Annotated in this window: 25 protein-coding genes and 1 pseudogene; 13 read left to right on the forward strand and 13 right to left on the reverse strand. The window is 71.2% G+C overall.

Features of this window, described 5'->3' with window-relative positions:
* Positions 1 to 51 precede the first annotated feature (51 nt).
* Complete coding sequence (locus ACYUED_RS33200) at positions 52 to 1,011, forward strand: XdhC family protein (protein ID WP_491288161.1); 960 nt, start codon at positions 52 to 54, stop codon at positions 1,009 to 1,011.
* Positions 1,012 to 1,233: 222 nt separating this feature from the next.
* Here ACYUED_RS33200 and ACYUED_RS33205 read toward each other — a convergent pair whose 3' ends face one another.
* The 3 genes from ACYUED_RS33205 to ACYUED_RS33215 form a co-directional block, all read right to left on the reverse strand.
* Positions 1,234 to 1,911: a DUF305 domain-containing protein gene (locus ACYUED_RS33205; RefSeq protein WP_491288163.1), complete on the reverse strand. Its 678-nt coding sequence runs from the start codon at positions 1,909 to 1,911 to the stop codon at positions 1,234 to 1,236.
* A 127-nt stretch (positions 1,912 to 2,038) separates the two neighbouring features.
* Complete coding sequence (locus ACYUED_RS33210) at positions 2,039 to 2,431, reverse strand: DUF6153 family protein (protein WP_491288165.1); 393 nt, start codon at positions 2,429 to 2,431, stop codon at positions 2,039 to 2,041.
* A gap of 40 nt (positions 2,432 to 2,471) precedes the next feature.
* On the reverse strand, positions 2,472 to 2,939 hold the full coding sequence (locus ACYUED_RS33215) for a DUF5990 family protein (RefSeq protein WP_491288167.1): 468 nt from the start codon (positions 2,937 to 2,939) through the stop codon (positions 2,472 to 2,474).
* 105 nt (positions 2,940 to 3,044) lie between these two features.
* Between ACYUED_RS33215 and ACYUED_RS33220 the strand changes: the two genes are divergently transcribed.
* Together ACYUED_RS33220 and ACYUED_RS33225 are read left to right on the forward strand one after the other, a co-directional pair.
* Positions 3,045 to 3,671 (forward strand): hypothetical protein, encoded by a 627-nt coding sequence (locus ACYUED_RS33220; protein ID WP_491288169.1) that lies wholly within the window; start codon positions 3,045 to 3,047, stop codon positions 3,669 to 3,671.
* A gap of 39 nt (positions 3,672 to 3,710) precedes the next feature.
* Positions 3,711 to 4,469: a YcnI family copper-binding membrane protein gene (locus tag ACYUED_RS33225; protein ID WP_491288170.1), complete on the forward strand. Its 759-nt coding sequence runs from the start codon at positions 3,711 to 3,713 to the stop codon at positions 4,467 to 4,469.
* Between the two features lie 86 nt (positions 4,470 to 4,555).
* On the opposite strand, the gene ACYUED_RS33230 is transcribed toward ACYUED_RS33225, so the two are convergent.
* Positions 4,556 to 5,068, reverse strand: coding sequence for a MarR family winged helix-turn-helix transcriptional regulator (locus ACYUED_RS33230; protein ID WP_491288172.1), 513 nt, complete (start codon positions 5,066 to 5,068; stop codon positions 4,556 to 4,558).
* A 126-nt stretch (positions 5,069 to 5,194) separates the two neighbouring features.
* On the opposite strand from ACYUED_RS33230, the gene ACYUED_RS33235 reads away from it, so the two are divergent.
* Complete coding sequence (locus ACYUED_RS33235) at positions 5,195 to 5,710, forward strand: YceI family protein (protein ID WP_491288174.1); 516 nt, start codon at positions 5,195 to 5,197, stop codon at positions 5,708 to 5,710.
* 47 nt (positions 5,711 to 5,757) lie between these two features.
* On the opposite strand, the gene ACYUED_RS33240 is transcribed toward ACYUED_RS33235, so the two are convergent.
* Positions 5,758 to 7,515: a hypothetical protein gene (locus ACYUED_RS33240; RefSeq protein ID WP_491288176.1), complete on the reverse strand. Its 1,758-nt coding sequence runs from the start codon at positions 7,513 to 7,515 to the stop codon at positions 5,758 to 5,760.
* 265 nt (positions 7,516 to 7,780) lie between these two features.
* On the opposite strand from ACYUED_RS33240, the gene ACYUED_RS33245 reads away from it, so the two are divergent.
* The 4 genes from ACYUED_RS33245 (at position 7,781) to ACYUED_RS33260 (ending at position 10,486) form a co-directional block, all read left to right on the forward strand.
* Positions 7,781 to 8,170: a cell division protein SepF gene (locus ACYUED_RS33245; protein WP_266522765.1), complete on the forward strand. Its 390-nt coding sequence runs from the start codon at positions 7,781 to 7,783 to the stop codon at positions 8,168 to 8,170.
* A gap of 76 nt (positions 8,171 to 8,246) precedes the next feature.
* On the forward strand, positions 8,247 to 9,434 hold the full coding sequence (locus ACYUED_RS33250; RefSeq protein WP_491288179.1) for an AAA family ATPase: 1,188 nt from the start codon (positions 8,247 to 8,249) through the stop codon (positions 9,432 to 9,434).
* A complete protein-coding gene (locus ACYUED_RS33255) occupies positions 9,431 to 9,793 on the forward strand; it encodes a nucleotide pyrophosphohydrolase (RefSeq protein ID WP_491288181.1) in 363 nt (120 codons plus the stop codon). The genes ACYUED_RS33250 and ACYUED_RS33255 overlap by 4 nt, the downstream gene beginning before the upstream one ends.
* A 195-nt stretch (positions 9,794 to 9,988) precedes the next feature.
* Positions 9,989 to 10,486, forward strand: a complete 498-nt coding sequence (locus ACYUED_RS33260; protein WP_491288184.1) for a DUF6099 family protein — start codon at positions 9,989 to 9,991, stop codon at positions 10,484 to 10,486.
* Positions 10,487 to 10,811: 325 nt separating this feature from the next.
* Here the strand turns inward: ACYUED_RS33260 and ACYUED_RS33265 are convergent, their stop codons facing one another.
* Positions 10,812 to 10,958, reverse strand: a complete 147-nt coding sequence (locus ACYUED_RS33265) for a hypothetical protein (protein ID WP_491288186.1) — start codon at positions 10,956 to 10,958, stop codon at positions 10,812 to 10,814.
* Positions 10,959 to 10,984: 26 nt separating this feature from the next.
* On the reverse strand, positions 10,985 to 11,206 hold the full coding sequence (locus ACYUED_RS33270; protein WP_491288188.1) for a hypothetical protein: 222 nt from the start codon (positions 11,204 to 11,206) through the stop codon (positions 10,985 to 10,987).
* A 374-nt stretch (positions 11,207 to 11,580) separates the two neighbouring features.
* Here ACYUED_RS33270 and ACYUED_RS33275 point away from each other — a divergent pair.
* Together ACYUED_RS33275 and ACYUED_RS33280 are read left to right on the forward strand one after the other, a co-directional pair.
* Positions 11,581 to 12,334, forward strand: a pseudogene (locus ACYUED_RS33275) (DUF6879 family protein).
* Between the two features lie 15 nt (positions 12,335 to 12,349).
* A complete protein-coding gene (locus tag ACYUED_RS33280; RefSeq protein ID WP_491288190.1) occupies positions 12,350 to 13,198 on the forward strand; it encodes a helix-turn-helix domain-containing protein in 849 nt (282 codons plus the stop codon).
* A 469-nt stretch (positions 13,199 to 13,667) separates the two neighbouring features.
* Here the strand turns inward: ACYUED_RS33280 and ACYUED_RS33285 are convergent, their stop codons facing one another.
* The 5 genes from ACYUED_RS33285 to ACYUED_RS33305 form a co-directional block, all read right to left on the reverse strand.
* On the reverse strand, positions 13,668 to 14,171 hold the full coding sequence (locus tag ACYUED_RS33285; RefSeq protein WP_491288191.1) for a hypothetical protein: 504 nt from the start codon (positions 14,169 to 14,171) through the stop codon (positions 13,668 to 13,670).
* A gap of 75 nt (positions 14,172 to 14,246) precedes the next feature.
* Complete coding sequence (locus ACYUED_RS33290) at positions 14,247 to 14,453, reverse strand: hypothetical protein (RefSeq protein ID WP_491288193.1); 207 nt, start codon at positions 14,451 to 14,453, stop codon at positions 14,247 to 14,249.
* A 13-nt stretch (positions 14,454 to 14,466) separates the two neighbouring features.
* Positions 14,467 to 14,655 carry an HTH domain-containing protein gene (locus ACYUED_RS33295; protein ID WP_491288195.1) on the reverse strand — a complete coding sequence of 63 codons (189 nt, stop codon included), beginning with the start codon at positions 14,653 to 14,655 and terminating at the stop codon, positions 14,467 to 14,469.
* Complete coding sequence (locus ACYUED_RS33300) at positions 14,652 to 14,999, reverse strand: hypothetical protein (RefSeq protein ID WP_491288197.1); 348 nt, start codon at positions 14,997 to 14,999, stop codon at positions 14,652 to 14,654. Before ACYUED_RS33300 ends, ACYUED_RS33295 begins: the two co-directional genes overlap by 4 nt.
* Before the next feature lie 138 nt (positions 15,000 to 15,137).
* Positions 15,138 to 15,968 carry a hypothetical protein gene (locus ACYUED_RS33305; protein ID WP_491288201.1) on the reverse strand — a complete coding sequence of 277 codons (831 nt, stop codon included), beginning with the start codon at positions 15,966 to 15,968 and terminating at the stop codon, positions 15,138 to 15,140.
* A 325-nt stretch (positions 15,969 to 16,293) separates the two neighbouring features.
* Between ACYUED_RS33305 and ACYUED_RS33310 the strand changes: the two genes are divergently transcribed.
* Together ACYUED_RS33310 and ACYUED_RS33315 are read left to right on the forward strand one after the other, a co-directional pair.
* A complete protein-coding gene (locus tag ACYUED_RS33310; RefSeq protein ID WP_491288203.1) occupies positions 16,294 to 16,641 on the forward strand; it encodes a hypothetical protein in 348 nt (115 codons plus the stop codon).
* Positions 16,607 to 16,945: a hypothetical protein gene (locus ACYUED_RS33315; RefSeq protein ID WP_491288205.1), complete on the forward strand. Its 339-nt coding sequence runs from the start codon at positions 16,607 to 16,609 to the stop codon at positions 16,943 to 16,945. The genes ACYUED_RS33310 and ACYUED_RS33315 overlap by 35 nt, the downstream gene beginning before the upstream one ends.
* 101 nt (positions 16,946 to 17,046) lie before the next feature.
* Here the strand turns inward: ACYUED_RS33315 and ACYUED_RS33320 are convergent, their stop codons facing one another.
* The gene (locus ACYUED_RS33320) at positions 17,047 to 17,208 is read right to left on the reverse strand and encodes a hypothetical protein (protein WP_491288206.1); all 162 of its coding nucleotides are present in this window, start codon (positions 17,206 to 17,208) and stop codon (positions 17,047 to 17,049) included.
* Between the two features lie 243 nt (positions 17,209 to 17,451).
* Here ACYUED_RS33320 and ACYUED_RS33325 point away from each other — a divergent pair, with 243 nt between their 5' ends.
* On the forward strand, positions 17,452 to 18,375 hold the full coding sequence (locus ACYUED_RS33325) for an LLM class F420-dependent oxidoreductase (protein WP_491288208.1): 924 nt from the start codon (positions 17,452 to 17,454) through the stop codon (positions 18,373 to 18,375).
* The last annotated feature ends 2 nt before the right edge of the window (positions 18,376 to 18,377 follow it).

The following is an 18,377-nucleotide window of genomic DNA, read 5'->3' on the forward strand; positions in this document are numbered from 1 at the left end:
GCCGCATGTCGACACTGTCCCGCGCCCCTTCGGGGCGCTTAGGCTCGGTGCATGAGAGAGCTCTCGAAGACGGCGCAGCGGTGGGCGGCCCAGCGGCGTACGGCGGAGGCGGTTCTCGCGCGGCCCGTCACCGAGCGGGGCTTCGGGCCCCGGCACCCGGGCGACGCGATCCTGATCGACGCGGACGGGGCCTGCCACGGCACCCTCTACCTGGGCGCCTTCGACCGACAGCTGGCCGAGGAGGCCGCCTCGCTCGCTCCCGGGCACACCGCCCGCGTCTGCGCGGTGGCCGTGCATGACGACGGGGTGAAGGAGGCGGGCCTGACCTGCGGCGGGCAGGCCGAGATCCTGCTGCAGCCCCTGCCCGCCGTCCCGCCCCGCTGGTGGGAGCTGCACGCCGCGGGTGCCGACGCCGCGCTGATCACCTGGCTCGACGAACGCCGTGTCCATGCCGTCAGCACCGTGGTCACCCCGGGCCCGGGACCGGACGAGGCGGATCTGCCGCCGCAGGCCACCGCACGCGCCCGTGAGCTGCTCGCCCGCCACCGCGCCGGGCGCGAGGTGCAGGCCACCGACGCCGGACTCGTCCTCATCGAGACCTGCCCCGCCGTACCCCGTCTGGTGATCGTCGGCGGCGGTGAGCTCGCCGAACTCCTCGTCGCCCAGGCGGGGTTGCTCGGCTGGCAGGCCACGGTCACCGCGACCGAGCAGGACGCCGCCGAGCTGCTCGCCGAGCGCCCCGCGGCCGCCTGCCTGATCATGCTCAGCCATGAACCCGACGTGGACGTCCCCACCCTGCGCACCGCCCTGACCTCGGGCATCCCGTACGTGGGCGCACTGGGCTCACGGCACACGCAGGATCGTCGTGCCGCCGGTCTGGTCGAGGCGGGCCTCGACGTCGAGCGCTTGGACCGCATCCACGGCCCGATCGGCCTGGACATCGGCGCCCGCACCCCCGCGGAGACCGCGATGGCCATCTGCGCGGAGGTCCTCACGGCACTCGGGCGTTAGCCGCGGATCCCTGGTCGCGGATGCCGGCCAAAGATCCATTTTCACCTCGCACAAGCCGGGCCCCATGCTTGCTTTCGTGAGCCACACCCGGTCCCGGGTCAGAGGTATGCGCCTGAAGGGGGTCTCGGCCCTCGACTTGGCACCGTGACCCCGCCGGTTCGTGCGTCCGGGGGTGGGGAGAGGCCGGCGCCCGAGGGCACCGGCCCCGCCCCTCAAGGGCCGTCAGCTCCTGCCGAGGAGCTTGTTCATCTCCGTGATCTCGGCGGTCTGTCCGGTGACGATGTCATCGGCCATCGCCATGGCAGGGCCGTACGCGCCCTTGTCCTTCTCGGTGCCGGCCATCTCGACGGCACCCTCGTGGTGCTCGGTCATCATGGTCAGGAACATGGTGTCGAAGGCCTTGCCGGACGCCTTCCCCAGCTTGTCCATGTCCTTGCTGTCCATCATGCCGCTCATGCCTGTCATCCCACTCGTCCCGCTCTTGCCCGAGTGCGCCGAGTGGTCCATGCCGGGCATGGCCGGGGGCACCTTCTCGCCCCAGCCCTTCAGCCATCCGCTCATGGTCCGGATCTCCGGGTCCTGCGCCTTCTCGATGCGCGAGGCGAGGTCCTGGACCTTGGCGGACGAGGCCCGGCCGGCGGCGAGCCGCGCCATCTCCAGGGCCTGCCGGTGGTGCGGGATCATGCCCTGCGCGAAGGCCACGTCCTGCGCGTTGTGGGCGCCGGTGCTCGACGAGGACGCGGACGAGGACGCCGACGAAGAAGCGGATGCGGGCGGGGTGGTGTCCTGGCCGCCGCTGTTGCTGTCACCGTTGCCGCAGGCGGCGAGGACGAGCGCTGCGGTGACGGCCGCCGCGGCCGCGGTGACACGACGGGCCATGAACGTAGGGGTGTTGCGCATGCTGGAACTCCTGCTGTTGTGCGTGCGGCACGGCGCGTTGTCGTGGCGTCGCGTCGCTGCGTGAAAGGGATCCGGGTGTGCCGAGGCGCACCGCGCGCGTGCCTGTGGGCGCGGTGCGGCGTGGTGTCTAGATCCGCAGGAGCTGGAGTTCCGCCAGGGAGGGCGGCGCGCGTGCACCGTCCGGGGCCGAACCCGCGTACGGGCACGGGGCGTCGGGGGGCACGGGCGCGGTCACCGGGTCGGCGACCAGGGCGGGCAGCGTCGGCCCGCCGCTCAACGCCCCTGACGCACAGGTCTGGTCGGCGTGCCGGAGATGGCCCCCGCCGCAGTCGTCGCCCGAGCAGTCGTTGTGCACGCCGACCGTCACCGTCATGTGCCGGGGAGCGGAATGCGCGTGGACGGCGCCGCCGGGAGCCAGGCCGTGCATGCCGAGCAGTCCGGCCAGCAGCGCGAGCACGAGCAGCGCCCGCCACCGCACGGAGGGCGGCGGCGCGGCGCAGAGCTGTGCACGGGCTGTCACAGCGGTCATGGTACGCAGACCGCCGAGCGCGCGGCGACGCTCACCCCTGGCCGGCAGGGCGGGCGTTCCAGGTGATACGAGGCGGCACGATCCGCGCGCACAGGGGGTGACCACGCCCGTCGGTCAGCCCGAGCCGTCCCACCAGCAGGCCCTCGCGTACGGCGGCGTCGAGCACGTCGGCGGGCACGGCGTCGAGCATCAGCTTGGCGCGCCGGAACATGCCGAAGGCACCGGAGCCGTCGATCGACCCCCACGAGAGACAGACGAAGCGGTTTCCCGGACGCCCTTGAACATAAGGGCCCTTCACGTCCGTACCGGTGACCGTGCACTCCAGGGTCCAGGTGGCGGACGCGGCGTCGCCGGGCTGCGGGTCGAGCAACTCGGCGGGCCGCTCCCTGCGCTGCACGGCCACATGGATGTTCGTGTACGAAGGGATGCCGTCGTCGGGTCCGCACGCGCGGCCGGGCAGGTCCACTCCGTCGATACGGATGCGCAGTCCGGCCGCCATCCCGCCACCGCCTCGGCTCTTCGCTGTGGGGGTCTCCAGTCTGCACCCGTGCGCTTGGGCATCCGCCGGGCGGGGCCGCGGCCGGGCGTGGCAGTATCGGGCGCCATGACGGCGTCGGCTTCGGTACGCGTGCTGCGCGCGGCGGTGTTCGCCGCGCTGTGCGTGCTGCTCGCCGCCGGAGGACACGTGCTGGCGACCGGGGCGGCACCGCCCGTGTGGGTGCAGGCCGTCGGGTTCCTGCCGGTGTTCGCGGCCGGGTGTCTGCTGGGCGGCCGGGAGCGGTCGCTGCCCGCCATCGGCGCGGGAACGCTTGCCGCCCAGGGCGGGCTGCATCTTGCCTTCGACGCCATGCGGCCGCACTCCATGACGCTCATGCAGGGAATGCACGGGTTGTATGGGACGCATGGGATGCATGCCATGCAGGGCATGCGCATGGCCCACTCCCAGGCCCTGACGCCGCACGCCACCGCCGCCCATGTCGGCGCGGCCGTGGTGCTGACCTGGTGGCTGCGGCGCGGCGAGGCCGCGGTGTGGTCGCTGCTGCGTCGGGCCGTCACGTTCGTACCGGGCCTCGCGGCCTGGTGGGCGGCGCGCGGCGGGGCGTGGCGGGCGCCGGTCGCGCGGGACGCCGTACGGCTGCGTGCCGACGGTGCGTGGCCGCTGCGGCGGTTGCTGCTGCGGCACGCGGTGCAGCGGCGCGGCCCGCCGGCGGGGCTGTCGTACGCCACCTGACCTCGACGTCCCTTCCCCAGTACGGAGATCCACCCACTCATGTCCACCGCACGTACCGCCCTGCGCCGCGCCGGTGCCGTCACCGCCCTGGCCGCCGCCGGCCTCCTGACCGCGGCCGGCGTCGCCTCCGCGCACGTCACCGTCCACCCCGACAGCTACGCGAAGGGCGCCACGGACGGCGTCCTGACCTTCCGTGTCCCCAACGAGGAGGACACGGCGAGCACCACCAAGGTGCAGGTCTTCCTGCCCACCGATCACCCCGTCCTCGGAGTGCTCGTCTCGCCGCCGCAGAACGGCTGGACGGCGAAGGTCACGAACACGAAGCTGAAGACGCCGGTCAAGACCGACGACGGCACCATCACCGACGCGGTCTCCGAGGTCACCTGGACCGGCGGGAAGATCGGCGCCGGCCAGTACCAGGACTTCAACGTCGCCTTCGGGCAGCTGCCCGAGAACACCGACCAGTTGACCTTCAAGACCCTGCAGACCTACTCCGACGGCAAGACCGTCCGCTGGATCGAGGAGGCACAGTCGGGCGAGGACGAGCCGGAGAACCCGGCACCGGTCCTCAAGCTCACCGCCAAGGGCGCCGAGGCGGGCAGCACCCCGGCCGCCTCGGCGCAGGCGTCGAACAGCTCCGGCAGCTCAGGCGGTTCCGGCAGCTCCGCGTCGGCCTCCGCCGACGGCAACGACTCCACCGCCCGCGGGCTCGGGGTCGCCGGGCTGGTCGTGGGTGTGCTCGGCCTCGCGGCGGCGGCATTCGCCCTCGTACGCAACCGCTCCAACAGGGCCGAGTAGTACAGCGGTGCACCGCCTGCCCGGACCGCTGCGACCGGACCGGGCAGGCGGTGCTCACATACCCGGGCGGTGGGCGGACACCCGCCCTACGGAGCCTCGGACTGCCCGGGCTCCTCGGCGAGGTCGGGCAGCAGCCCGCACATCGCCTCGTGCTGCTCCGGGCCCATGACGTGGGTCAGGGCCCGGGTCACCGTCGCCGCGAGGGTGCCGGAGGCCTCCTTCAGGAGGCGGCGGGCCTTGTCGGTGAGGGCGACCTCGATGCCCCGCTTGTCGCCGCAGACCGACTTGCGGGTGACGAGCCCGGCGTGCTGAAGGCACGCGATCTGGTAGGTGAGCCGGGTCTTGGGGCGGCCGAGGAGCTCCGCGATCCGCGTCATGCGCAGGCCCTCCCTGGGTGACTCGGCGAGCAGGCACAGGATCAGGAACTCGTCGTGCGAGACGTCCAGCCGCTCCTTCACCACGGAGCGCAGCTCCTGCTCCACCGCCCCCATGGCCGCCAGCATCACCATCCAGGCCCGCAGTTCTCCGGGCAGCAGTCCGCCACCCTGCGCCGACGGGCATTCGGGCAGGTCGGTGGGGTGCTCCTCGGGGTCGGCCATGCTGTCGAGTCTACCTGTTATCCAATTTTGGATGAGAGGGTTGTTCAGATTTGGATGATGGGTTAGCGTGAGTTCATCCAAATTTGAATCACCCGCTCGTGGCATCCCCGCTCACTGGAGAAGATCATGACCGTCGCCGTCGAAACCGGTGTCTGGCAGCTCGACGCCGCCGCCTCCACCGTCGCCCTGCGCCACAAGACGATGTGGGGCCTCGTCACCGTCAAGGGCGAGTTCACCGCCGTCGGGGGACAGGGCGAGGTGCGGCCCGACGGCTCCGCCGCCGGCACCTTGACCCTGGACGCCGCCACCCTCGACACCAAGAACAAGAAGCGCGACGAGCACCTGCGCTCCGCCGACTTCTTCGACGTCGAGAACCACCCCGAGATCACCTTCGCCGTCCGCAGTGCGCAGGCCCGGGCCGGCGACACCGTGGAGGTGTCCGGTCAGCTGACCGTGCGCGGCATCAGCCGCCCGCAGTCCCTCACCGCGCGCCTGGCCGGCGCGGACGCCGACGCGCTCACCCTGGACGCGGAGTTCACCGTGGACCGTGCCGAGTTCGGCCTGGGCTGGAACCAGATGGGCATGATCCGCGGCCTCACCACCGTCGCCGCCACGCTCCGCTTCGTGCGCACGGCGGCCTGACGCGCCGTCAACCGACCTGAGTCCCCGTCAACTCGTCTGACGAGCCGTCAAGCAGCTCGGTGGGCCCGGGAGTCGGCCTGGTCCATCAGCTGGACGTCGGTGCTCGACAGGGTCTGCGGCGTCGCGGTGAAGGCGCGCAGGCGGATACGGGTGCCCGGTTTGACGGGCAGCGCGTACTTCCCGTCGGCCGGTTTGATCTCCATCCGTACGGTGCTGTGCGCGGGAACCGTCGCCGGGCCCCGCACCAGCGACCAGTACTTGCCCGAGCCCTGGTTCGTGGTGAGCATGAAGTGGGGCGTCAGGGCGGTGTCGTCCACATTGGTGACCCGCAGCGTCAGCCGCGAGACGAAGTCGGCCGAGACCCGGCGCACCGCGGTGACCCGCATCTGCAGCGGCGGCGAACCGGTGACCGCCACGGCAGCGCTCACCAGCGCCGGGGAGACCAGGAGCGCGGACGTCGCGATCAGCGCCGTACGGCGGTGCGGGCCGCTCAGCGGACGCGGCCGCGGCTGCCAGGCGCGGACGAACTCCGACGGGGGAGCGGTGACCGCCGCCGCCAGCCACAGCGGCGTCATCATCAGGTAGTAGCCGTCCTGGGACCGGGTCGCCAGGTAGAAGGCGCACCAGGGCAGCACGGTCGCCGCGGGGCCCAGACGGCGCATGAACAGCACCAGCAGCGCGAGCAGGGCCGCGGCCAGCAGCAGACTCGCGTGCCCGTACCAGTCGAGCCGGTCGCTGCCGTCGGTGAAGTACAGGGAGACGTCCCCGAGGCCCTGCCCGTGCAGCGTCGCCCCCTGCGTCAGCGGCAGCGCGATGCCCGTGATCCAGGTGCCCGGTTCGCTCACGACGAAGTAGGTGTTGATCAGCAGCCACACGGTGGCGGCGATGCCGACGAACCGCAGCACCACCACAGTCGCCGCCCGCCCGCCCAGCTCGCCCCGGCGCATCGCGTAGATCCCGGCCAGCAGGAACGGCACCAGGAACCACGGCAGTTGCTGTGTCGCGCACGCGGCGCCCAGGCACATGGCCCGGGCGACACCGGCCGCCCCCAGACGCCCGCCCCGCCCGATCCGCGGCCAGCGCACCACCACCGGGATCAGCAGGGCCAGCGCCGTGATCGCGGGATAGCCGAGCCGGGCGTACGTCGGCAGGAAACCGAAGCCGAGACAGGCCATGGTCGCCGCCGACCGCCACGGAGCGGGGAGCATCCGCCACAGCACGACCGTGCCGACGACGAGCGCGCCGGTGCTCACCGCCGTCGCCGGGGCGCCGCCGTGGTGCAGCCACAGCAGGGGCGCGGTGAGGAGGGGGGCCAGCGGCGGATAGCCGTACGTGAAGTCGTAGCCGCCGGTGATCGTCGGGGTGAGGGCGATGCCGTGGCCGAACAGCCAGGGCCACGGCTGCCCGTAGACGGCATGCCCCTTGACGAGTTCCTGGGCGGCCTGGGTGGTCAGGACCGCTTCGTCGGAGCCGCCGTGGTCCATAGCCCAGGCGCACAGGGCGAGGGCCACGGCGGTCACCAGGACGCACAGGTCCAGGCGCGCCAGCGAGCGGGCCCGGCGCACGACCAGCGTCAGCACGCCGCACACCAGGATCGAGGCATAGCAGAGCGAGATCACCGCGGCCACGGGCAGGCGGTGACTGGCCGCCTGCGTCCACACCGTGCGAGTGCCGATGAAGAGGCTGACGGCTGCGAGCAGCGTCAGGACGCGGTGCCACTGCGCCGGTGGTTCCGGGACGGGGGAGGACACCGCCGGCTGCGTCCGCCGACCTGGTGCCGCCAGCTGGGTTTCTGCCAAGTGCACGTCACGGGACGCTAGTCGCGCCCGGTGAGCGGGGCGCCGCCGGAGGTGAAGAGTCCGGTGTGAGCCCGGTAAGAAGCCTCGATCGGGAAGGAACCGGTCATATCTGGCGTTGTTGCGGTGCTGTTCCGTCGCTGTCTGGCGCCATCTGTCGCCGCGGGAGCGGTTGTGACGGTCGCGGACCGTGTCGCTGTTGGGCCGAACGGGTGACTTGGCGTAAGAATTGGCTGGTGCAGGCAATGAGTGCGAGTCAGTTCGGGGGGAGCCGGTGAACGGCCACGACATCACCGATGAACAGTGGGAGGGGCTCGCCCAGGTGGTGCCGCTGCGTGGGCGCGATGCCTGGCCGTCATCGGTGGACCACCGCTCGATGCCGGACGCGGAGACGGAGCTGCGGCGCCGTTTCGTGGTCCTCAGGGTCAATGTCTTCGCCGACGCCCGCGAGGTCGCCGAGACGCTGATGGCCGGCATCCCCGTCCTGCTCGACCTGAGCAGCGCCGAGACCGAAGTCGCCAAGCGCGTCCTGGACTTCAGCACCGGAGTCGTCTTCGGTCTGGCCAGCGGCATGCATCGCGTCGACCGCAACGTCTTCCTGCTGACCCCGGCGGACACCGAGGTGACCGACCTCATGGAGAGCGCGGGGGCGTCGGGCACCTGAAGTGTCGTCCCCCGATCGTAGGAAGCTCCCTGCGCCGTAACGGTTCACCGCACGAGCGGAGCCCTACGGTCCGGACATGACCCTGCCGTCCGCGCCCTCTGCGTCCTCTCTGTCCTCTGCGCCGTCTCCGCCCGTCTTGGACCGCGTGCGGCCGAGTCGGCCCTGTGCCACCGAGTTGCGGTTGTCGGCGTTTGCCGGGCATCGGCGGGCCGGGTTCGCGCTCGGGCCCGTCACCCTCTTCGCCGGGGGCAGTGGGTGCGGGAAGACGAGTGCCCTGCGGGCGTACGAGGCGCTGGCCCGGCTCGGCGGCGGGGCCGAGGTCGGGGAGGTGTTTCCCGACGCGAGCGCGTGCGTGCCCGATCGGGCACGGCCCGACGCCCAGCGGCGGCGTGGATTCCGTATCGGCTGCACGGTCGACGGGCCCGAGGGTGCGGTCCGGCTCGATGTCGCCGTGCAGGCCGAGCCCGAACTGCGCATCGTGGGCGAGCGGTTGACCGCGGGAGGGCTGGTACTGCTGGAGACCGCGCTGCGCGATCCCTCCCGCCGTACCGTCCAGGCCGCCTGGCACACCGCCGGTTCGGCACCCGTGACCCGGGCCCCGCTGCCCGACGACCGGCTCGGCACCGCGCTGCTGCCGCTGCGCGTGGCCGGCAAGACCGACGGACAGCGCCGGGTGCTCGCCGCCGCCGAACAGATGGTCGTCGCCCTGCGGTCCGCCTTCGCCTGTGATCCCCGCCCCGGCCGGATGCGGGCGCCCGTACCGATGGGCGCCGGCCGGCTCCTCGGTGGCTGCGACAACCTCGCCGACGTCCTTTGGCGTACCCGCGCCGAGTGCGGACGACGGCACGCCCAGCTCGTCGACGCGGTGCGCGCCGGATGCGCGGGAGCGGTCACCGACATGCTCGCCGAGCCGCTCGGAGACGGAACCGTCCGGGCTCTGCTCGACCGCGGCGACGGCTTCATGACTGCTCTACGGCGGCTGGGCGACGGCGAGTTGAGATACGCGGCCCTCGCCCTGGTCCTGCTGACCGGGCCGGGCGTGCTGGAGATGGACGCCGCCGGCGAGGTGCCCGCCGCGATGCAGACCCTCACCGTTCTCGCCGACGGCTTCGACCGCTCGCTGGACCCACGGCAGCGGCTGGAACTGCTGCGGCTGGCCGTGCGGATGGGCGCGCGCGGCCACATCCGTGTCGTGGCCGCGGTCAGCGACGCGTCCTGGGCCGCCGGGACGGACGGAGTCACGGTGGTACACCTGGGACCGTGACCGATCACCAGGGCGGACCTCCGCACGAATCCCCGCACGAGCCGCTCGACGTGGCCACACTGCAGCGCAGGCTGGCCGACTTCGCGGCCGCACGCAACTGGCAGCCGTACCACACCCCCAAGAACCTGGTCGCCGCACTCAGCGTCGAGGCCTCCGAACTGGTTGAGATTTTCCAGTGGTTGACGCCGGAGCAGTCGGCCGGCGTCATGGACGACCCGGACACGGCGCACCGGGTGAGGGACGAAGTCGCGGACGTACTCGCCTACTTGCTGCAGCTGTGCGAGGTGCTGGGTATCGACCCGTTGGTCGCGCTGAACGCGAAGATCGACCGCAACGAGCGTAGGTTCCCTGCGCCTTAGGCGCTTGTCGCGTGCGGGAGTTCTCCAGTCCACTTTCACTCTCCGGAGTCAAAAACCCGCCCGAAACCGATTTGTTGTCCGAGAATTTCCGCCTTCCTCTGGCTTTTCGACCCGCACGCACTCACTCTGGGTAGTGGACAGCGGAGTTCGGGCGGACGTGCGGGCAGCGCGTCGTGACAGACGGGGGCAGCGGCCATGGACGCTGTGTGGCTCATCGTGACGAGCAGACGTGCCCTGGCGGGGAGCGATGGTGCGCCGGAGACCTTGACGGAGGTGTGGCAGGCGCAGGCACTGGCACAGGCGATAGGCAGCCGCCTCGCGGTCTCCGGTCCGCCCGAACTGCGGGGCGAGGCACTGGGGTTGACAGAACTGGCGGGCCGCGGCTGCGGCGTCCTCGACACGCCGCACCTCGCCACCGAGGACCTGCGCGCGGCCCAGCTCACCGACCTGGGTGACGCCCGGCAGGCCCTCCTCTGCCTCGGCGGCCTCCTCGGCGAGGTGGGCATCGCCCTGGTGGGCCTCGCCTGCTCCGCGGACGACGAGGGCACCTACTGGCAGTGCATGGAGGCCATCGACGCGGCGGACGAGTCCAGGGACCGGGTACAGCAGATGCTGCGCAGACTCGCCGACCGGGACGAGGCATTACCCGAGACGAGCCGGAAGCGGGTACTGCCGGAGCGGGAGGCGGGCTAGGTGCTGGGGCCAGGTGTTCTGTCCCGAGAGGTTGTGGACGGCGACAGGGCTCACGGCTGACCGACCTTGAAATGGGTGAGGGCCTTCCAGGGCTCGCCCGATCCAAGACCTGCAGCCCACCCGGTCCGAACGACCCGCCCCGTCGGGTCGGTCTTCAGCCGGCCTCGGTCTCCTTCGTGGCCCGTCCCGCGGACTGCAGGTCTTCGTCCAGGGCCGACAGGTCTACCGTCAACGTGGTCAGCCGGCAATGGGGTTGAGGCCCGAGCCGAACACCACGGAGCCCGCCCCGATGCCGATCCGGGGCGGGCTCCGCGCTGTGTAGGGGCTATGCGCCTCGGTGGCACGTGCACCTGCACCGGTGCACGAGCAGGATGCCGCCGCCGTGGATCAGCGGCACGTCCTTGGTCTGGCGGCAGTCGGCGTGCAGATTGGCGTACTCGGGCTGCTGGGCGAGGGCACAATCAGCGGACATGGCCGACGTGTCCACAGCAGGCGCGCTCACGGCGTCTCACCCCGGCTCCGGGCGTTCGCCAGGGCCACGCCCGCCGACAGCTTCTCCGCCGCCGTAGCGGGCCGCAGAGGGCCGTGTGCGTCCCACTCGCGCCCGCCGCCGATCGGCCGGAGCTGCCAGAACGGCCCCTCGTGCCCCATCACCCGGCCGACCTTGCGCGTTGCTTCGTCCCATACCAGCTCGCCGGTCTCCGGCTCGTACCCGTTCATGCGCACCCCCGCTGGATCACGTCGGCCAGCCGCAGTGCGACATCAGCCCGCACCCGGCCGAGGTTGATCAGGTTCAGAGCGGGCGACGCGGTGTCCGCCCCCAGGGACGGCAGCACGATCCCCGCTGCCGTCAGTGCCTCCCCCGCAGAGTTTCGACCGCCGCTGTGACATCCGAGGTGCCGGGCTCTTGCCGCTGTGACCATGAACTCAGCGTTCTGGTGCGCCAGTTGAGAGGGCTAGCGCCTATACCCGATTATTCTCGGGTAGGGGCTGTCTATAGCCGTTTATATCCCCGGGGGCCCGGCGAACCCATACCGTCCACCCCCGAGCACGGTGATCATGAGGGCATCCGTACCCGGCGAAAGGAACCGACCATCGCGCGACGGCTGCGCTTCAACGGCACGGGCAGTGGCGTGAACGGCTGCCCCGCCATGCACGAAGACCTCGACACCGGCGAAGTGATCATCCACGGACCGGCGCTCACCGACCCCGACGACATCGCCCGCCTGCGGCACCTCGGAGACGGTGAGGTGCCCATCGTCGTCCCGCGCGAACTGCTCGTCGACTTCGGCCCCAAGGAGGTCACCCGAGTGCCGAACATCATCGGCCTGGATGAGTTCGACCGGCTGTTCACCGCTTTCAAGCACACGGCCTGGCGGCTGGAGACCCGCCGCCGGTACGCCTCCGACGAGGGCACCGACACCTACGCGCAGTTCCTCCGGGGCGAGCCCGTCGACTGGGAGGGCAGGGACGCCGAGTGGTGCGCCGAGCGCCGCGAACAGGTGGCGCTCGGCAAGCGGTTCGAGCGCGTTCGCGTCGTCGACAACCCGCCCGCCCCGGGTCAGCTCTACCTGCTCGACAACGCCCGGCGGAACAGCTCCGTCGGTGAGGACATCCGGCAGCTCTGGCGGGCCGACGCCGAACGACTCCAGCTCCCCGAAGAAGACTTCTGGCTGTTCGACTCCCGGCTGGTGGCCCGGCTCAACTTCGACGACGCCGACAACCTGGTGAACGTGGAGCTGATCACGGAACCGGTGGAGGTCAACCGGTACGCGCAGGCACGACGCCGCCACGCACTACGCCGTGCCGTACGAGGAGTTCGCGGCGAGGCTCGCCGCCAGCGAGTAGCAGGGAGCGGAACCGGTGACCACCGACTACCAGCAGGCGCGCGAAGCGCTCGGGGTGCGGCTGCGTGAGCTGAGGCTCACCGCGCCGGACGGTCGGCTTACCGGTTCCGCGCTCGCCCGGCAGCTCGGCTGGCCGCAGCCCAAGGTCTCCAAGCTGGAGAACGGCCGTCAGACCGCCACGCCCGACGACCTCCGCGCCTGGGCCGAGGGCACCGGCCAGCCTGACGCCTACGACGAACTGCTCGCCCGGCTACGGGGGTTCGAGTCCCACATCCGCTCATGGCGGCGGCAGCTCGCCTCGGGACACAAGCCCGTCCAGGACACCCATTTGAGTGCGCACGCCGACGCCTCGGTGTTCCGGGGCTGGGAGTCCTCCATGATCTTCGGCATCCTCCAGACCCCCGACTACGCCCGGTCGATCTTCGCCCGGTATGCCGAACTCCAGCAGTCGCCCCGGGACACCGAGGGCGCCGTCCGCTCCCGCGTGAAGCGCCAGGAAGCCCTGTACGACCCCACCAAGCGCTTCCACCTGATCCTGTGGGAGGCCGCGCTCCGCGCCCTGGTGTGTCCGCCTTCGGTACTGGCGGCCCAGCTCGACCGGCTGTCCGGCGCCGTCGGCCTGGACACCGTGGAGCTGGGAATCATCCCGTTCAGCGCGTCGCTCAAGATCCCGCCCGCCACGGCCTTCTGGGTCTACGACGACAGCCGTGTGATCGTCGAGACGTGGCACTCGGAGCTGTGGATCGAGGACGAGCCCAGCGTGAACACCTACCTGCGGACGTGGAACACCCTGCGGGAGTCGGCGGTCTACGGCTCCGACGCGCACCGGCTCATCAGTGCCGCACGCCAGTCCCTTAACGTCTGAATACTCCCTGATGCGTCAGGGCTGCGAGGCCAGAGAACATACCCAGGCCAGAACGGCCGTCAGGTATCTGGTCAACGTGCTGATCAGCACCTGACGGCCATCCTGATCAGACCTTGACGATGATCGCCGTCAGACTCTGACGGCTTGGCCTGTAGCTGTCCCGCTCTCTTGCCATCGGAGCACCCGAGGCGGGTCCTCTGATCCCGCTCGGGCCGGACACGGGGACATCAGGCAGGACAGCCGACAGGGACATGTCCCGCCTGGTGTCACGGCCCTTGTCCTTGTCTCTGTCGGTTGTCCCCGTGTCCCTGCTCTGTCCCGGCGGCCTGTCACCGTGTCCCTGCTCTGTCCCGAGATTCTGTCCCCGTGTCCCTGCCGCCTGTCCTCGTGTGCCGAGTCCCTGTCCGTCGTGTCCCTGCCGTCTGTCCTAGGTGTCCACCGCCGGGCCCACGCGGCGGTAGGGACTTGATCAAGACGCGTTGAGGTTCTTTCGCTCCAGCTCGTTCAGACGCCTGAGAGAAGCGTCGACCTCGTCGCGCCCCTGCGCCGATATGAGCTGCTGCTCACGCCAGACCCGTTCCTGCTCGGCTTCCCACTCCGCCTGGTCCGAGCTGTTGGGCTGTGTGTACGGGCGGTCCCGCAGCAGATACCCCGAGAACTCCCCCCACTGTTCGGCGACGTTTCCGAGGTGCCGGACCAACTGCTTGTCCGATCGGCGGGCGGCGAGATCGTTGAGACGCTGGTACGCGCTGTCGGTCCCCTCGATGTGCTCCAACTGCGTCCTCGTCACGGGGTTGAGGAGGGTCAGACGGAACCATGTGCGGAAGTCGGCCAGCAGCGCACGCAGGTCGTCGCTGTCGGGCCCGAGGGCGCGGGCGTGACGTCCACGCCACCACTTGTGGACCAGGGTCCCGACAGAGATGACGAAGGCGAGCCACCCAGGTGTGAACTTGATCCAGTCAGCAGCAGTCATGCCGAAGATTGTCCGCCACGACGACCCAGCTCCGCGGACCGATTTAGCTAAAGGCCGGCAAGGCGTTCCCTCAGCTCAGGCGGGCCAGTACCGGCCGTCGTCGTCCTGCCGGACCATGGACCGGTTGTGGACCTCGGTCAGGCCGTCGGTGATGAGCATCCGCATCTGGACGCGGTCGGCCGCCGCCATCAGTTCGGGGCGCGTAAGGCCCGGGTGCTCGGCGACGAAGTTCCGCAGCTTGGTCCGCTGCCCGGGGTTGATCAGTGAGGGCGAAGTGCTCAACTCAGTCCCGCTTTCACGCAGTTGTGGTCGGGCTCCAGGCGCCGACGCCGTTGCGCCGTGCGGCGCCTTCGCGCTCCAGGACGTGCAGCGTGGCCTTCACCGTCCGCACGGAGGTACGTGTCCGGCGGGCCAGCGCGGCGGCCGACACCGGCCCCTCAGCCGCCCGCAGCGCTTCCAGGACCAGTTCCTCGCGGGTGCTCAACTGAGTCCCGCCCGGACGAAGTTGTGCGCGATCTGCTCCCGTACGTCCTCGGGCAGAAGGGGCATCAGCTCCCCGAGGGTGCGAGCCTCACCCCAGTGCCACTGCCGGATCAGCTCCACGGCGGCCAGGGCATGCCGGGCGCGGCGCTCCGCGTCGGCTATCTGCTCCGGCGTCGCGTCCATGATGCTCGGGCCGACCGGGGGCCCGAGGGTGATGCCGGTCTGCTGCTCGATCACCCGCACCACAGCGGCCGACGCCTCGGCCGACACGCGCTGGATGTCGGCCAGCGCCTCCCGCCCCGCCTGCACGAACCGCTCACGCTCGTGGTCCAGTTCACCGGCCATCGTTCGCCCTCCGCATCCAGGTGATGCCGAGCCGGGTCAGTACGCGGCCCTGCTCGGCCGCCGACAGGAAGCTGAAGTGGTACAGACAGGGCCTCCAGTGGGAGCCCTCACCGACGCAGGCGCACACCGCCGGGGCGCTCACACCGGCCGCCGGACCTGCGGCCGGAGGGCCGCCTGACGGTCGCCCTCCGCGTGCCGGGCGCACTGGTGCTGCACGTCGCAGTCGCACCACGACGGCCACTCACGCTTCGGCCGGTTGGAGAACGCACCCCGCTGACGGGCCTGAGCTGCCGCCTGACGGCCTATCGAGCGGTCGAACGGGGCGTACGCCTGGGTCGCGCTCTGGAGCCGGGAGGCGGCAGTACGGGCCGCGTCCTGTGCGGCCTGGAACTCTCGGCGGGCGCGGTCCTGTTCGGCCGCGCGGCGGCTGCGCTCCTCGGTGATCCGCAGCCGGGACATGGCGGCCCGGTTCGCGTCGGCCTCGGCCCGCCAGCGCCGGGTGTCGGCCGGGCACGGCTGCCCCAGCAGGATCTTGTACGGGGCCGAGTCGCGCGGCGGGTGGGTCTGGTGCACCTGCGCGCTCATGTGCGCCCAGCAGGTCGGGCAGCCGCCCTCCCTGCGGATGCGGTCCCGGCTGGCCGCCGCCTCCAGCACGTCCCGGCCGAAGACGGCGAACGTGTCGGCGGGCGGCACCCGGAGCGCTTCCCGGCCGGGCGGGGGCAGGTACTCGCTGCCCGGCGGGGCGTGGAGGAGGGAGTCGGCGTGCCGGGCCAGCGCACAGAGGTCGCTGTGGCGCCGCTGCGCCTCGGCCCGCCGGTCGGCCGCCATCCGCTGCACCGACGCCAGCGAGACGCGGGCCGGGCCGGAGCCGGGTGCACGGACGAGACGCCCGGCGCGCAGGGCCTCATATGCGGCGACGTCGGAAATGCTCAGGCGCTGCGCCGCCTCGGCTACGGGAATGTGTTCCATTGCTTTTCGCCCCTCATCTGCGGGCTCTGGTTTGTTAAGGAAAAGGTACAGTGGGAATGGCTCCGCCCCTAGCGCCGCAAGGCACCGGCTGATCACTGTTCAGGGGCGGGGCCCTATTTCGCTTAATCGAGCCGCTTTATTTAAATCCAAATCCTCCCGAACCCGGAAAGGGTCAGGTTTAGCCGCTTAGAAAAGCGGCTACTTTGAATATGTCCCCGGAGCGCATGCGGGGAGGGGAGCGACGGCCGAGGAACCCCGTCGCGCAGCCGTGAGGGGCACGGAGACACCGCAAGTCGCGGAGGACACTGACGAGGAGTCCGCCGACATGGCCGAGGTGCTGCTCAAGGTGATCCCCGAGGTGCTGGAAGCCGTCGACCTGGACGGCGCCTTCCGTGCCCGGCTCACCACCTACGCCCTGGAGCTGGCCGGGTGGCACCTGCGCTCCGCCGACGGGGCCGACCCCGGCGCCCCGCGCCCCGAGGCGCCCCGGCCACAGCTCGCCCTGCCGCCTGGCCCGTCCGCCGGGCGGCCGACGCCTCCGCCGTTCCACCGCGAACGGGACAGCGTGGACAACGTGCTGGCGCAACTGGCCGCGATACAGGACGAGTTCGGAGATCTGCTCAACGAGGAGGACGACGATGGACCGCAAGACGATCAAGGCGAAGCTGCGTGAACTCGCAGCCGACCCCGGCCAGCCGGGCGCAGCGGCCGAGGTGCAGCGGCTCAAGGGGGCGCTGCGCAGGCTGTCCCGAACGCAGTCGACCGCCTCGGCTCCCCGGGTGCAGCGTGAGCCCGAGCCTGTACCCGACGGCCTGACCGAGGCCGACGCGGAGGCGATCGAGACGTGGCCGCCGGAGTTGCGCGCCCGGCTGAACGCGTCGGTCTTCAGCCGGGTGGTCGACCGGGCGTCCTCCGTGAGCGACCCCGACAACTGGGGAGTGAAGAACGACCTCCGGCGTCGGGGTGCACGGCCCTGAGCTGGGATCCTGTGAATCGTGGGCGCGACGGCCCGTTCGTCTTGGAATCGCGGATGGGTCGGGCGCCCGGTTCCAAGATCGATGTATAAGGATACGGTCTTCTACCTGGGCTGATCCGCCTTAGATTCCTTGGGAGAAAAACCCGCTTCCTTTTCGAGGTCGGACAGGTCCGCGTTCAGTGCCGCCATCAGCTCCTCCATCTGCTGCAGCGACCCCTTCGGCCGGCCGCCCCCGCCCTGCTGCGGCACGGACTCTTCGGACATCACGGCCTCCTCGGCCCCGGGCCCCTCGGGCAGGCCGATCGGGATCGGGTGGCACCCCGGCGACGACCGCCGACGCGGGCGCCGGGCGGTCCGGCTCCGCACGAGCCAACGATCACCGTCAGACCGGGTCACTGGCGTGGGCGTGCCCCGAGCGCGGCGTTGACGGATTTTCACCCACCGTGGAGGGGAGTGCACGGAGGGACCGGTGGCATCGACAGGCACCGGTGCGTGCAGGATGGACGCATGGATCTTCGCATCTTCACCGAGCCCCAGCAGGGCGCCTCCTACGACACGTTGCTCGCCGTGGCGAAAGCCACCGAGGACCTCGGTTTCGACGCATTCTTCCGTTCCGACCACTATCTCCGCATGGGCTCGGGCGACGGTCTCCCCGGCCCCACCGACGCCTGGATCACGCTCGCCGGTCTGGCCAGGGAGACCAAGCGCATCCGCCTCGGCACGCTGATGACGGCCGGCACCTTCCGGCTGCCTGGCGTGCTCGCCATCCAGGTCGCGCAGGTCGACCAGATGTCGGGCGGCCGGATCGAACTGGGCCTGGGCGCCGGCTGGTTCGAGGAGGAGCACAAGGCGTACGGCATCCCGTTCCCGAAGGAGAAGGTCGGCCGCCTCGAGGAGCAGCTGGAGATCGTCACGGGCCTGTGGCGCACGAAGGCCGGCGACACCTTCGACTTCCACGGCAAGTACTACGACCTCACCGACTCGCCCGCGCTGCCCAAGCCCGCCCAGGACCGGATCCCGGTTCTGATCGGCGGCCACGGGGCGACCCGCACCCCGCGCCTCGCGGCCCGCCACGCCGACGAGTTCAACATGCCGTTCGCCTCGATCGAGGACACTGAGTGCCAGTTCGCCCGGGTCCGCGCCGCCGCCGAGGAAGCCGGCCGGCGGCCCGACGCCCTCACCTACTCCAACGCCCTCGTCGTCTGCGTCGGCAAGGACGACCAGGAGGTGGCCCGCCGAGCCGCCGCGATCGGCCGCGAGGCCGACGAGCTGAAGGCCAACGGCCTCGCGGGTACCCCCTCCGAGGTCGTCGACAAGATCGGCCGCTACGCGGAGATCGGCTCCCGCCGCCTCTACCTCCAGGTCCTCGACCTCGCCGACCTGGACCACCTGGAGCTGATCTCGTCCCAGGTCCAGTCGCAGCTGTCGTAGCG

The organism is Streptomyces sp. DF42, assembly GCF_058267695.1.